This window comes from Okeania sp. SIO2C2 (genome assembly GCF_010692625.1).
Taxonomy (GTDB): Bacteria; Cyanobacteriota; Cyanobacteriia; order Cyanobacteriales; family Microcoleaceae; genus Okeania; species Okeania hirsuta.
The window spans coordinates 26,119-40,745 of the sequence record NZ_JAAHGM010000006.1 but is presented as its reverse complement, the minus strand read 5'-3'; the positions used below and the strand labels follow the sequence as shown (position 1 = coordinate 40,745).

General features: G+C 40.9%; 13 protein-coding genes, 1 tRNA gene and 1 pseudogene. 8 read left to right on the top strand and 7 right to left on the bottom strand.

The window, feature by feature from the left end:
• Positions 1-91: 91 nt before the first annotated feature.
• From F6K18_RS05505 to F6K18_RS05480, 6 genes and pseudogenes are all read right to left on the bottom strand, one after another.
• Complete coding sequence (locus F6K18_RS05505) at positions 92-2,416, bottom strand: hypothetical protein (RefSeq protein WP_287519361.1); 2,325 nt, start codon at positions 2,414-2,416, stop codon at positions 92-94.
• A gap of 24 nt (positions 2,417-2,440) precedes the next feature.
• A complete protein-coding gene (locus F6K18_RS05500) occupies positions 2,441-3,472 on the bottom strand; it encodes a hypothetical protein (RefSeq protein ID WP_287519360.1) in 1,032 nt (343 codons plus the stop codon).
• Positions 3,473-3,550: 78 nt separating this feature from the next.
• On the bottom strand, positions 3,551-5,230 hold the full coding sequence (locus F6K18_RS05495; protein ID WP_287519359.1) for a hypothetical protein: 1,680 nt from the start codon (positions 5,228-5,230) through the stop codon (positions 3,551-3,553).
• Positions 5,231-5,293: 63 nt separating this feature from the next.
• A complete protein-coding gene (locus F6K18_RS05490) occupies positions 5,294-6,100 on the bottom strand; it encodes a LamG domain-containing protein (RefSeq protein ID WP_287519358.1) in 807 nt (268 codons plus the stop codon).
• A gap of 72 nt (positions 6,101-6,172) precedes the next feature.
• Positions 6,173-7,483 (bottom strand): S8 family serine peptidase, encoded by a 1,311-nt coding sequence (locus tag F6K18_RS05485; protein ID WP_287519357.1) that lies wholly within the window; start codon positions 7,481-7,483, stop codon positions 6,173-6,175.
• Between the two features lie 494 nt (positions 7,484-7,977).
• A pseudogene (locus tag F6K18_RS05480) lies at positions 7,978-8,661 on the bottom strand (ISAzo13 family transposase); the annotation flags it as partial.
• Positions 8,662-8,778: 117 nt separating this feature from the next.
• On the opposite strand from F6K18_RS05480, the gene F6K18_RS05475 reads away from it, so the two are divergent.
• Positions 8,779-8,964 carry a hypothetical protein gene (locus F6K18_RS05475; RefSeq protein WP_287519355.1) on the top strand — a complete coding sequence of 62 codons (186 nt, stop codon included), beginning with the start codon at positions 8,779-8,781 and terminating at the stop codon, positions 8,962-8,964.
• Positions 8,965-9,319: 355 nt separating this feature from the next.
• On the opposite strand, the gene F6K18_RS05470 is transcribed toward F6K18_RS05475, so the two are convergent.
• A tRNA-Leu gene (locus F6K18_RS05470) sits at positions 9,320-9,403 on the bottom strand.
• Positions 9,404-9,582: 179 nt separating this feature from the next.
• On the opposite strand from F6K18_RS05470, the gene ndhL reads away from it, so the two are divergent.
• The 7 genes from ndhL (at position 9,583) to F6K18_RS05435 (ending at position 14,594) form a co-directional block, all read left to right on the top strand.
• Positions 9,583-9,819 (top strand): NAD(P)H-quinone oxidoreductase subunit L, encoded by a 237-nt coding sequence (gene ndhL, locus F6K18_RS05465; protein WP_287273225.1) that lies wholly within the window; start codon positions 9,583-9,585, stop codon positions 9,817-9,819.
• Positions 9,819-10,139 carry a DUF3007 family protein gene (locus tag F6K18_RS05460; RefSeq protein WP_287519353.1) on the top strand — a complete coding sequence of 107 codons (321 nt, stop codon included), beginning with the start codon at positions 9,819-9,821 and terminating at the stop codon, positions 10,137-10,139. Before ndhL ends, F6K18_RS05460 begins: the two co-directional genes overlap by 1 nt.
• Positions 10,140-10,329: 190 nt before the next feature.
• Positions 10,330-11,133, top strand: a complete 804-nt coding sequence (gene trpA, locus F6K18_RS05455) for a tryptophan synthase subunit alpha (protein ID WP_287519352.1) — start codon at positions 10,330-10,332, stop codon at positions 11,131-11,133.
• A gap of 631 nt (positions 11,134-11,764) precedes the next feature.
• Positions 11,765-12,700, top strand: coding sequence for a phosphoribulokinase (locus tag F6K18_RS05450; protein ID WP_287519350.1), 936 nt, complete (start codon positions 11,765-11,767; stop codon positions 12,698-12,700).
• A 98-nt stretch (positions 12,701-12,798) separates the two neighbouring features.
• Complete coding sequence (locus tag F6K18_RS05445) at positions 12,799-12,924, top strand: hypothetical protein (protein WP_287519349.1); 126 nt, start codon at positions 12,799-12,801, stop codon at positions 12,922-12,924.
• A 402-nt stretch (positions 12,925-13,326) separates the two neighbouring features.
• Positions 13,327-13,914, top strand: a complete 588-nt coding sequence (locus F6K18_RS05440) for a class I SAM-dependent methyltransferase (RefSeq protein WP_287273220.1) — start codon at positions 13,327-13,329, stop codon at positions 13,912-13,914.
• Positions 13,915-14,006: 92 nt separating this feature from the next.
• Positions 14,007-14,594 carry a class I SAM-dependent methyltransferase gene (locus tag F6K18_RS05435; RefSeq protein ID WP_287519347.1) on the top strand — a complete coding sequence of 196 codons (588 nt, stop codon included), beginning with the start codon at positions 14,007-14,009 and terminating at the stop codon, positions 14,592-14,594.
• Positions 14,595-14,627 lie beyond the last annotated feature (33 nt).

The following is a 14,627-nucleotide window of genomic DNA, read 5'->3' as shown; positions in this document are numbered from 1 at the left end:
CTCCTCTTTTTGATGTACTTTACTTAATTCGACGATTTAACTCTATAGTGAATTAAGAAATTTATGGTTTTGAATCTGATAGATAGATGTTCTAATTACCCACTCCAATAAAATGAACAACAGCAGGCATAGGAAAATAAACCGCCCGTTCAACTAACCCCAACACCTGCCCATTACTATTGGTTTCCCCCACCTGCTTGAGCAAAACGCGCTGTAACTTAAACTCTGGATACACCCATAACCCCACCGTATCTCCCCTACGTCCCTTAAATTCCACTGAATCACGGGCACAATGGCTAAACTGTTCCTGAAACTCGGAAGATAATAAGGCGGTTAATTGTGCCTCATCCAACAGAGGATAATCAGAAATTTGACCCAACAACTCATTTAAGCGATAGGCACTGAGAATTAAGCCCGTTTTTAACTTACCTGCTTGACGACTACCACCCGTGGGTTCAATTTGAGTCACCGTTTCCATGCGGGCGTGATTGGTGCGTCCAGGTTCCAGGGCATAGTAATATTTACAATCAAGGCTGGTATGCCGGATCTGGTTCTGAAAATCCCCTTCCCAGATTTTATGCCAGTAGGGACGGAAGCGATCGACATCATTGAGGGGAATAACTTCTCCAGTACCTTCTATGCGGTCAAAACAGTATTCCCCGACCAAAGTGATAAGCTGGGACATACTGGTTCCTAAGCGTTTTTTCCGGTTGGTGTTACGGGATTTTGCCTCCCATACCAGCACCGCACAAACCAAATATTCCTCATTGGGTTCCAGACTGCGCAACCGTTGGGGGGATAATTTAGGGACAACGGACAAAGAACCAGAGGTAATATGCTCTAGGCGATATTTCTCCTCAATCAACACCTCTAAGGTATTGGGATCTTTGACTATAATTTGTAAGATGCCCTTCGTAATCCGGCGTGGGGTTTCCACCTCTAGGGGAAAAGCGATGGTTTGGTCTTGGCTGTACAATAAACGAGAGCGACCTTGCATCATTAAGGTTTTTTGCTCGGTAAACTCTAGTTTGACCGATTCAACTCGATCATAATCAAGGGTAGGATCGGGCGCAGAAAGCCCAATACTTAAACCTGACACCAGAGCATTTACTTCTTTGTTTCCGTCTGTTTCCATTACGGAAAAAGCGTCATACCGATGTCTCCCAAAGCGACTACTGTCTCGAAAACTTCCATCACGGAAACTTCTATCCCGAGAACTTCTATCCCGAAAACTTCGATCGGGAAAATTTCTCCTTACCCCCCGAAAACCTCTGGTGACATCCATCAAGCCATTGGTAATTAGCCCCATGCGTTTACGCTCAGGGATATTGCGATCCATCAACATTCGGCGCATCTCGCGAGTCATCACCTTGTCCATTAAAGGCATCAGAGAAGGTAAACAACTGGCGAGGGAAACGGGAACCGACATTTGTTCCACATATTGAGTAGAGGTTGGGGAAACTCCTTTTGCTGTGGAAAGAGATTGTGGTAAAGTTCCGGGGATGAGTTGTTGCTCTAAACTTAGCAAAGAGTTGTTACTGTCTTGAACTCTGCCATTGCCCACCACCGCAAAAGCACTGGCAGCCTGGGCAGTTTGGGGTGTCGCTGCACTTGCAGTTAGTTGTTGCAGTAAACTACCAAATAGTTGAGCAGCCTGGGGGTTAGATGAAAGCTTTTGAGCCACCAGGGGATTATTGAAGATTGTTTGTAACTTGGAGGGGTCAGAGAGAATTGCGGCGGGAGAACCATCAGTCCCCGCGAAGATATCTACAAGACTCGGTATCGCTGTACTGATAATTTTACCGGAGCCAGGAATAATTTTGTCAGCAACTTTTCCGATCGCAGGAGCAGCCACGTTAAGTAAAGGAGCAGCTACGGGTTTGATAACGTCCAAGACAGGAGCAGCGACAGTTTTCACAACGTCTAGTACAGGAGCAGCTATTGCTTTGACAGCATTGAATAGTCCTCCCAAAAACATGGCGGAACTAACGGGCTGGACTTCTTTATAGGCAAAGGGAACTGTATCAACGGGGTGGTTTTTCATAACGGTTTCTTGGCTAAAGGATATTACGGGTAAATCATGATTTCCATAACTAATGAAAGGGATTTTCACAATTTCAGATATAGCGGGTCCTTCTTGCTGCTGATTACGGAAGCTGATAATTTGGATATAGCGATTTTGGCGGTTAAATTGCTGATTCGGGACTTCTAAAATCGTTCTCCCTAAGCTACTTTCGCTCAGAGGACCAATTAAAGGAGAGGTGAACTTAGGATTACTCAAGACCTTAAAACCCTCGGAACGCTGCAATTCCTCTTTGCCTATGGCGTATGTATAAAACCGATTAGTCCCAATATCTACCTGAAATTGGCTCTTTGCCCCATCATTGTCTTGAAATCGCAGAATTGCTAGTGCCATTGTTCATTGCTCCCCCTGGAGATGTTACTGTCCAGCAGCAGGAGGCTGTTGTTGTGGCTGTGGCTGAGTTGTCCCACCTTGAGGAACTTGCCCTTCTCCTAAATCAAAAATTTGGGTAAAGTTATCTAGTTTGAAATAATCTGACTTGAACTGAATTTCGACAAATCCTGTCATTTTAGTTGACAAGTCTGTACTCGTTTGGCTCTGAGAAGCAGCAACACTAACCTGAGAAGTCTGCTTGATGCGTTGTTTTGTATGGGATATGCTGAAAATACCGACATCGAAGGATGTCCTTTTAGTGTCTATATCTGTAGAGTGGACCTTTTCTTTGGCTTGCTGTTTAGTTTGTGTTCTTTCAGCAGCTTTTATTTTAAATTCCACACTGGCTCGAATCGTTCCTTTTTCAACTACTAAGCGAGATATTCCCATTAATAAAGTTTCCCGTAGCAGGGTTCGACGCTCTTTGGCCATTGCCAGTTTAGTATCTAAGATCTTGGCTTTGATTACATCGTCATCTACGTCCTCTCCATCCTTATCCTTAATGGTAGGGAGAGCTTGACCTGAGGATGGGGAATCAGAATCAGGGAAACCAGAATCAGGGAATGACATTTGGAATTGGTCATTATCTTGAACCAAACGGTACATTGCTGATTCGTCATCAATCTCATTGACAAATGAAGAAGCGTCTCTTGTCGCTTCCCTTAGCAATTCTCGATAGGCTTCCATTTGCCGTTCATTGGCATCCAAATTGGCATTAAAAACTCCTGTTAAAAGGTCTCGCACAAACCCAGGAAAGTCAACATCATGCACTGCATCAGCTAGCATACCTCCAGCTTGGTCGATTCGCTCGTTTCTTATTTCCTTCAAGGCATCTGCAGCAGCAAACCCTGTGGCTAGTCCACTTGGTTGCGCTAAATTTCGGTATTCTTCATCGACCAAATTTTTATAAATCTGTAATTGCTCCCCCCGCTCCATACCTCGAAAAGACTGGGACTTGGAGAGGATAGAACGGGCTTTTGCCCTGGCTTGATTTTTTAACTCTTCATTACTCGGCATTTAATTAACTCCTTAGGTTGAATTTTCGTTAGCTTAACTGCTTAGGGAATGAGGCACTCCTGTAACTCCTCTAACTGTTTACCAGTCATCGAAATCATCATCGTTATCGAAATCATCATTGAAATCATCATCAAAATTATCCTCATCCTCGAAATCATCATTCATATCACCGAAGTCTCCTCTCCTGTTGCCATTGCGATAACTACCATTCGTCTCTTGCAAAGAAGCCTGAGCAATAATCCATGATTCTGCTGCTTGGAGAAAGGCTTTGAACTCTTGTTCTCTGACAGTTGCTTCGTGAAAATCAGCAATCCACTTATATACCTTATCCCCTTCCACTGCCAAAGTGCGCGTCACATAAGTCTGGACGGTAATACCCAAATCTTCCTTGGCTATCCTTTCAATCACGTCCCAAAGATTCCTGCGCCGACCCCCAAAATGGTTAATAATTTCCTCTGTCTTCAGTATTTTGATCGCTTCTTGCAAATGGGCATAGTCTTCAGTCACTTGTAAGTGAGACATTCCTGTCATGTAGTCGGTCAAATTGTACTGAAGATTTCTCACAGCTTGGTAAAGTTGCGATCGCGAAGGTTGATTGTCTCCCCTTCTCATTCCTTCTGACCTTCTGATATATTCGGTCACTTCCGACATTAGAGTATGCCAATAGCGAGAGAAAGCTTCATTGGGCATCATGCTAGAAAGGAGTTGACCATTACCTCGATTCAGTATCCGTTTGTAGAGCATTGCCCGTTCTTCTGGTGTCGAGCGCTCATGTCGCAGTTTGTGGAAGCGATATAGTCCTGCTGCTGCCTCGCCTTCGGGAATATCGAGCGAACCATTTGCCCAACGTAACACTAGGGCATTAGTGACATCAAAGACATGCATCCTTTCACCGATGTAGTAAACGTAATCCAGTACACCAGCAGCCTTAATATTAGCGGGTATTATCCCTTGCTCCTCATTAGAATCAAAGGCATGAACGGAAAAATCCCAGTCAGAATGATCATCCTTTGTCCGAGCAACATCTATGGGATCGTCCGTCACAGTTCTACGCTTTAGTGCCGCACTATAAGCTAAGGCAAAGTATTCGTCGTATGTACTTTTCTGGAATTCTGCTTCAGACTTAATATTCAAACCAAGATTGACCAAGTAATCAATCATCCCTTGTTTGATGTCAGAGGTAAAATTATGCTCCTCTATTTCACCTTTTTTAATATACTCATCCAAGTAATGGGGAAGGTCTCCCTGTTTGTAAATGACATCGAGAATATCTTCGACAGCATGTTCGACTTTGCCGTCTCGGATGGGAATTCCCCGCTTTAGTGCTAGTTCATCAAGGTTATGCCATTTTCTTTCCCCAGGTTGAATTTGTATATGTTTAGCATTGAGTACCTCTGTTAGCAGCCTAGCTAAAAAATATTTTCTGGGTTCCTGCTCAACAGAGCGCTGAACAGCGTGATAAAGTCCTTTCACATCTTTAGTATCAACTACTTCTTGATCTAAGATTTGTTGGATTAAAGCGGCATAAATATCTACTTTTGAAAGCAGTACGCGCGTTGTATCATCTAGAATACTGTTATTGAGATGGTCTGAAAGGGTTTCAATATATCCTGTTATACCTTTCTGACTGATTATTTGTTTAGAATCAGGATACTTTTTGTTAAAATGTTCTGAAGTTTTTGTCAATGCTTTGATCGCCAAAGGATCGAGTCTAGCTTTCAATTCGCTAATAGTGAGTATTCTGTCAATCCCGGTCATCGGTTTAATCCCTCCATTTTCAGTCGTGTGTTCCTGGTAAAATTTGCTGTGTTAAAAGTTGTTTTATTCAGGAGTTGATAATCCAAAGTGCTTACTAATTTCTGGCCAGTTATCGTACTGCTCTCCTTCTTTAGTTTTCTTAATATTTCGCAATTCATTGAGTTCCTCTTCTAGTTCGGGTGCAATGCTCAATGCCAGATCTCGCTTAATTTCTTGCTGTGATAAAGCTCGGCTATAGATACGAAAATGAGCTAATTTACCCTGATAACTTCCCTTGTCTTCTTCTTCGGCTCCCTCAGGAATTTCTGCAAAAATACCTAATTGAACAATCTCTACTTCTGGAATCGGCAACGTTTTTCCCATCTCACTATGCCAGAGTTGTCCATTGAGATAAATCTTCATTTCTCCTTTATTGGCATCTTTAGTAAATGTCCAGTAAGACCATTGGCCTTTAACATCTGAAGGTGAAGCTTGCTTGAAAATTATATTACTAGCATTTTCGGCATTATCACCACACTCAAAATAAACCATATAATCAATCCCAGGTAGATAAATGGTTAAAGTCCTCAGAAGATTATTTTCAGAGTCTTTGGTGCAAATAACTGTTGAATAATTGGGCAAACTATCTCCACCATTTGCCCAAAAACTAAGAGTAATTTCTGCCCCAACGGGAATCGCTTTATTGTGTAAGTCTATTCCATCTTCTTTTCCTTCAAGCTGTAAGCACTTTCCCATAAACTCGTCATCAACTACTTGTGGGTTGCCATGAACAGTGCTATTTCTCTCGTTACCAGAAGTATCTATTACTTTCCCATCTTTGATTTCATCAAGCTTGAGGTAAAGTTGTAAACTGCCATCATCATTACTCATACTTTTCTCCTGAAATTAAAAACCTAATAGAAACGATTCAGACAAAATTTTGTAGAGATAGACAATCTTTGTTTAACCTCCTTTACCCAAAAGCTTGTATTCCAATAATCGCAAGGCATCAATCAGGTTCAACTTGCCAAATCCTGCTTTCCGATGCTTAAATCGACTGTCAATCCGATCAGCTGTATGCTTAAGCAAATACTTAACCTGACTATCTGATAAATGCTTACCCCCCTTTTCTAAAGCATAAGATTTCAACATAGCCACAGCCCCTGCTACAAATGGTGAAGCGTGAGAAGTTCCTGTGGAAAAAGCATAATCATGATTCAAATAGGTACTGTAAATATTTGTCCCTGGTGCTACCAAGTCCACTTGTTTCCCATAGGTAGAAAAATTGGCCATGTTACCCAACTCGTCCACCGCTCCTACAGCAATTACATAGGGAAGCGCTCCTGGATAGTAGAGTTGTTCTTGTCCATCATTTCCCGACGCAGCAACAATAGTTACTCCTCGACGTTGGGCATAATCTACCACCTCTTGATGTGGTAATCCACCGCCAGTATGTTGAATTCCCAGACTCATATTAATTATATTAGCTCCCTGGTCTATCGCCCACTTGATTCCTGAATTAATATTGTCCACCAAACCAGCACCCACTCGCTTATTCCCCCGCTTCATCGCCCCCAAGACACGCACAGGCAAAATGCGACATTTAGGTACAACTCCCATAGGCATTCCCTCACCCTTGGCAGCAATAATACCAGCTACATGAGTTCCATGTCCCACCTCATCCTCTGGGTCATCATCATAGCCAAGGTAATCCCCCACAAACTTACTACCTCCGTCAATAATATTGACAAAATCGTATCCTGGCAGTAGAGTATGCTTAAATTCAGGGTGGTATAAGTCAACCCCCGTGTCCAGAATTGCCACAGTAATTTCAGGGTTGCCTTGGGTAAATAGTTCCTGTGCATCATCCAAGTGGATTGTATCGCGCGATCGCCTATCAGTAACCACACTCATTTGAGTAGGCAAGAATTCCGGTAAATCTGCTTGAGCAATAGTACCAACTTGTACTTCTTCTACAAGAGATTGACTAGATAGTTCTTGAATTAGCTCAGGAATTATCTCTTGGTTACGCTGCAAAATCAGGCGATAAATGCGATTAAGACCAGTAGCTAACTCAGCAGCATCCCAATTATCACCACTTGGAGAATATTCTTGTGTTACCCAAATAGGTATTTGGTACTTAGCAAAAATAAGATCAATTTCTGGATGCAGATTCGTTTTCGCCGTTGCCTTTTGATTTAGTATATTTGGCCAATGAGGAAATCTCACACCAGAAATTGCTTGTTTTAACTTTAGTTTAATATGTTGTTTCATCTAGAAAATGACCATTTTGACTACTTTATGGCTTTGGCAAAAATGGCATTTCACTTTTTGTTCTAGAATATCATTCTCCATTATGGAAAACCGGAAAAGTTGGCGAAATAAACCAGGGTTTGATAATTCTTGTTGTAAAGCCTGAAAAATACTAGAGATGAGGGGTTCAGAAGTTGAAATAACTGGCTATAGGGTCAAGCTAGAAGCCAGAAAAGTTAAGTTTAGCGATGTGGAGAAGATTTACACAAAATCCTGATTATTGGACATAATTTAATATCCTTAGTAGCCGTGTAAAAATAACTTGAACAATTTATAGCGGGTTTTCAAATAGATAGACTACAGTGGCCAAAGCATTCTCCTACTGTCTGCTCCCTACTCCCTACTCCCTACTCCCTACTCCCTACTCCCTACTCCCTACTCCCTACTCCCTACTCCCTACTCCCTACTCCCGCGCACCAACAGAATTTTGTAGTCTACTTAAATGAAAAGCGCTGTAATTTTGGGTCAGCAAAGTCGTGGATTCCTACTTCTACTGGTTGTCCATTCACACACCATTCACTACCAGAGTTCTGAAAATCTCCAATTCATTCTTTTTTCTTGGTATCAACGGAAATGACTGGTTGATTTTCAGATTGGAAATATTTAACTTGTTGAGCAATATCTAAAAACTGAGCATCCCGATCTGGGTGAGACTGGCGAGCGCCAGTCTTACGATTTGATTGTCGGCTCTAACCAAGAGACTCCAGTCAATTATAAACACTTTTAGGGCTGATTCTGTGTCCCTCTTGATTCAATCCTGCTGCTCATTTAGCTACACTTTTTGAGGTCCATTTCAGAGGAGATTCTGGGTCTCCTAAAGTTGCGGGTTCAATCAGTAATTCCAAATCTGTTCACAGAGTTGGGTCTTTTTCTTCTAGTAGTTTACGGCCACCACCAAATTCACGAATTCGATCACTGTAGTCCGATCTTGTTGTTCCATCTGATTTACAGAGATTATCCATACCCCCATGAATTGTTGTGCGGCATAGTCCAGTTGCTTTGGCCACCAAGGTGATACCTCCCCAACCCAGGCTTTGAGCTTCAATGGCTGCCCATATACGTCGTGTTTTTTCGTTTAAGTAAGGCCACAACAATTCATACTTGTCTTGAATAGTTTTGACTACAGAGTGATCAGACATATTACCCAACAATAAACGTGATACTTTGATTATTTAGCTTTGGGAGTAATTTGTTCAAGTTATTTTTACACGGCTCCTTAGTCTAAGAATGTTAATTTTTATTAAAGCTGAGGTTTATTGTTTCCATGTCAATTTGATAAACGTTTCATAACTTTCACTAATGCTTGTCACCAGTCTCAAAACAAAAGAAGTTTAGATAATCAAAGTCGCGCAACATACTCACATAAATCAATAGATGATTTTCAAGTGGGGCAAAAGGGGAGAGTTGATGGACTTCAAGTTACTATTATTCCAGAATTATAGATGTGAACAAAGGACTTCTAAGAGACGAAGAGGGAATTGCCTTTACAGCGCTTTTCATTTAAGTAGACTACAAAATTCTGTTGGTGCGCGGGAGTAGGGAGTAGGGAGTAGGGAGTAGGGAGTAGGGAGTAGGGAGTAGGGAGCAGACAGTAGGAGAATGCTTTGGCCACTGTAGTCTATCTATTTGAAAACCGCTATAAGTGGGAAAAGTATCAAATTGTAGACCAATATTAAAAATTATTGTCACAAAAACTGTCACAAATAGCCTTTTTTCCCTCTTGTAATAACAATTATCCCTTCAAAGCCAAGTCATGGGTAAAACTGTAAAAGCCAGACTAGGATAGGCTTTGAGTAGTGGGGGTGGTGGGACTTGAACCCACACGACTGTTAAGGTCAACGGATTTTAAGTCCGTAGCGTCTACCATTCCGCCACACCCCCGTTTTTATGTCGAGTGTTGAACTTACTGCATTTGCATAAAAAGTTCATTCCTTTATTTAATCACAATGTTCAAATTTTTGGCAAGTCTTTTGAAAAAAAATTTGAAATTTCTTGTAAACGTCACTAATATATTAAACAGAATACGATTAACTATTGCAACTTCTAAATAAATATTGTTTATGAACTTAGAACTAGACGGGAACCTGGTAATCCTAATTATTTATGCAGTCCTAGCAGGAACTTACCTTTTGGTAATGCCAGCTATAGTCTATGCTTACTTGAATATGCGTTGGTATGTTGTTAGTTCCTTTGAACGAGGCTTTATGTATTTCTTGATGTTCTTCTTCTTCCCTGGTATGTTAGTTTTGTCCCCATTTTTGAACTTTCGCCCCAGACGGCGACAAATTGAAGGTTAATGCGACGAATTGAGGCCATTGGAATAAGTGTCGGTATTTTTGCTGCTGGTGGTATCCTTTACTTGATATTTCAGGTAGTAGGAGTAAATGGTGTAGATGCTGGTATCTGGACACAAGCTGTATTGGTCGGTGGCTTGGTTGCCTGGCTACTAACTTATTTGTTTCGGGTTAGTAATAGTAATATGACCTATAACCAACAGTTAAAGGATTATGAGGAAGCAGTAATCCAAAAGCGTCTGGAAGAAATGACTCCAGAGGAGTTGGCTCAGTTGCAGGCAGAAGTGGAGCAAGAAAGAGCAGCCAAGAATAAGCAGGATTAAGGAAGTCAGAAGTCAGTAGGGGCGATTCGCGAATCGCCCCTACAGAAGTCAGAAGTTAACCCACCCCTAAACCCTCCCAGGAGGGGAAGTAGGGTACTTGAGCAAGCCTCCAAAAAAATTTGGCCTTAAAAGGGGGGTGGCGCGACCCAATTATTTTGATAAATTATTTATCCAATATTGAAAATTAAAAATGATTTCAGTTTCTCATCGCTTTGAATCTCTACGCAATTCGGAAAATGGTCGCCAGTGTGCTTTTATTCCTTTTATTACGGCAGGCGATCCAGATTTGGAAACTACGGCCAAAGCTTTGGAGGTATTGGATAATAATGGGGCCGATCTGATTGAGCTGGGTGTGCCTTATTCTGACCCTTTGGCTGACGGTCCAGTAATTCAGGCTGCTGCTACTCGCTCTTTGGGGCGGGGGACTACTTTGGAGTCGGTGTTGGAGGTGGTGCAGACGACGAGCAAGAAGTTGCGATCGCCGATTATTTTGTTTACTTACTATAATCCGATTTTGTCTCGAGGGGTGGAGAGCTTCCTGAAAAAAGTTTATGATGCTGGTGCTAGGGGTTTGGTTGTGCCGGATCTGCCGTTGGAAGAGGCGGATATTTTGTTAAAACCTGCTGGGGATATAGGGGTTGAGTTGACGTTGTTGGTGGCTCCTACTAGCCCAAAAGAGAGAATAGAGGCGATCGCTCGTCAGTCTCAAGGATTTATTTATCTGGTGAGTGTGACTGGGGTAACGGGAATGCGTAATCAGGTACAGACGGGGGTGGAAGATTTGTTGGTAGAAATGCGAGGGGTGACAGATAAACCTATTGGTGTTGGTTTTGGTATTTCTCAACCGGAACACGCTGTGCAAGTAAAAAAGTGGGGGAGTGATGCGGTTATTGTTGGTAGTGCGGTGGTGAAGCGTTTGGCAGAGGGGACGCCGGATGAGGGTTTGGAGGCGATCGGGCAGTTTTGTCGAAGTTTGAAGGGTGCTATTAGTTGAGTGGGCGATCGCTGAAGTTAGCTCTAAGGCGTGAAACCTCACGCTGTATACAATAGCATCAGCAATGGTATAGCAGTCAAATGAGAGGGCGTGGACATATCGAGAGCTGAAAACTCAGACAGCACAAGATTTTTCCTTCTTCCTTCTCTCAAAAATCTTGCTCCAGTTTCAAATAAATCGTAAAATTAAGAAATAATTATAAATTTCCGGTTGTGTTATTTGACATCCTCCCTGGCCTAAAGGCGCGGGGATTCCTACCGAGCCGTAGCTCTTCAGCGAGTTGATGTCTCACAGGCTGCTGCTGCCTTGGCGCTAGTCTTACGCTTGCCTTCACGTCCATTTATAGTCTCGGAATGCCCTCCCGCGACTTATCAAAAATTCTTATGGGTGTTTATTTGTGCTTTCAAGTTTGAACTGCTCATTGACCTGAAAGCTTCCCTTGTTCTGCTCTCAACTGAAGGAGTTTCGACCTAATCTTCTTTTCTACAGTATTTATGAGACAAGGCGGGTTTTTCAACCAATTTTACTATAACATAAAAAGTCATAATATGAAAAGTCGCCCGCTTATGGGCGAGGCTTTAAACCCAATTTTATGGTAAGCCGTTGTCCGGTAGTAGAGAAAAATAAAATTATGAATTATCGTCCAATCATTCTAGGAATTGTCGGTGATAGCGCTGCGGGTAAAACTACTTTGACTAGAGGAATTGCTCAAGTCTTAGGGCCAGAAAATGTGACTGTGATTTGTACAGATGACTACCATCGCTATGATCGAAAACAAAGGGCGGAAGTAGGTATTACAGCCCTACACCCAGATTGTAACCATCTTGATATAATGCAGCAACATTTGACTCTGCTGCGTACTGGACAAGCAATTCTTAAGCCCATTTATAATCACTCCACGGGGAATTTTGACCCGCCAGAGTATATTAAGCCTAACAAGTTTGTGATTGTTGAGGGACTATTGGGTTATTCGACTAGGGGGGCGAGAGATTGTTACGATGTGAAGGTGTACCTTGCACCACCAGAGGATTTAAGGGCGAAGTGGAAAGTAAAACGGGATACTATGAAGAGGGGATATAGTGAAGAACAGGTTCTCAAAGAGATGGAAAAACGGGAACCAGATTCGGAGGCTTTTATTCGCCCCCAGAGAAAATGGGCAGATGTGGTAGTTACTTTCTATCCTCCTTCAAATGATGAAAATAGCTCTCAACTTCATGTACGCTTGGTGCTTAGGCCAACTATTCCTCACCCAGATTTTCTAGAGATTATTGGCCAAGGTAGCCCTAGTTTTCAGCCAGCAGTGCGCTTGGGGTTAGACCGGGATATGGGTAAACCAGTGGATGTTTTGGAAATTGATAGTCATGCGACTAAGGAACAGGTAAATGAGTTAGAGATGATTTTATGTCAGGATACCCCTTACTTAAGGGATTTTTGTTCGCCGAAAGGAGATCCAGATCTTGGTAAGTTAGTTGGTACCACTGGGGAACTGCTTCAGAGTTATCCTTTGGCTTTGACTCAGTTACTTGTTGCTTATCATATGATTAAGGCTACTAATATTTATCAGTAATATTTAGTTTTTAACTGTCGTATTCTTGTCATATTTTTTATCACTAAAGTTGGGCTGGATCGGTAGATTAAGTATCAGTAAATATCGAAATAGAAACTATGCTGAACAAAATTTCCGCCGAAGATTTTTATGACAATTATGCTATCAAATATTATGATGATTTTGTGTTTAAGGGTAAGTGTAATGCACAGCATTTGAATGAAGCTTTCAAAATATTCGATTGACACAATTATCATCAAGACAGGATTTTAGATATAGGTTGTGGAACAGGGTTTCTAAGTGGATGATTGCAGGGAAATTTTGAATATATAGGGATTGATATTTCAGCTAATATGCTAGATTATGCAGCCCAAAAAGGAGGCTACAAAAATACGGAATTCTCTTTTCTCTTGCTCCATTGGATATGACTCTGAGACCTTCCCATTGCACCTTACAGGAAGCTCCGAAGAGAGAACTCCGTTCCGCTGTCGCGAACGACCGCTTTTTATCCCCTTAAAAGAGGAGGGTTTAGACCAAAATTTTTCGGTAAAAAATACAAGTCTTGTGGAGAAGTTCTATGGAAGGTTTATATTGTGGTCTAAGAATTAAAACTTTTGTCAGTCTAGTTATATTTTGAAATAGAAATTATGCTGAACAAAATTTCCGCCGAAGAATTTTATGATAAATTTGCTGATAACTATGATGATGCGATCGAAGACTCTAAGTCTAAAGTACAGTATGTAAATGAAGCGCTTAAAATGTTCCAACAACGCAATTACCATCAAGGCAGTGTTTTAGATATAGGTTGTGGCACAGGTTTTCTAAGTGAATTATTGCAGGGAGATTTTGAATATACAAGGATTGATATTTCAGCTAAGATGCTAGAATATGCAGCTAAAAGAGGTTATAAAACTATTCATAAACCGATAGAAACTGCTTTAGCTGAAATTGATTCTCAGTCGTATGATTTTGTTTTTTGTTTGGGTTCATTGTATTTTGTTGAAGATGCTGCAACAGCAATTAAGCATATTTATCGCATTGCTCGTAAAAATATTATAATCAGCTTAGATGAGGCAACTGAGGAATTTATTAAAAACGTTGTTGTGCCAGTTTACGACCATTCAAAAATAGTAATTGAAAATGCTATTGAAGATTATTTTATATTAGGTTGGACTTCTCCAACTACAGGTATTCCTATCCGAACTCGGATGATTTATATTGAGCAAAAAAACTAAGGTAATGGTTTAATTAAGGTTTGACATTTAATATAGCCTATTTATCATACTATATAGGATGGTAAATATAAATAAATTTTGAACTATAAATTATGGTAAATAAAATTTCTGCTGAAGAATTTTACGATGAACTTGCTGCTAACTATGACGATGTGTTAAAAGACCCTAAGTGTAATGTACAACACATCCATGAGGCAGCTAAAATATTCCATAAATATAATTACCATCAAGGTAGTATTTTAGATATTGGTTGTGGCACAGGTTTTCTAAGTGAGTTATTACAGGGAAATTTTGAATATACAGGTATTGATATTTCTAGTAAAATTCTAGATTATGCAGCTAAAAGAGTTTATAAAACTATCCACAAATCAATTGAAAAAGCTTTACCTGAAATTGAGACAAATTCCTACGATTTTATTTTTTGTCTGGGTTCATTATTATTTGTTGAAGATTCTCAAACAGCAATCGAGCATATTACTCGAATAGCTCGTCAAGCTATTTTGATTAGTATTGATGAGACAACGGAGGAATTTATTAAAAACGTTGTTGTGCCAGTTTACGACCATTCAAAAATTACAATTGAAAATGCTATTGAAGATTATTTTATATTAGGTTGGACTTCTCCAACTACAGGTATTCCTATCAGAACTCGGATGATTTATATTGAACAAAAAAACTAAAGTAATTTCAGTTATCAGTTAGCCTCCTAACGG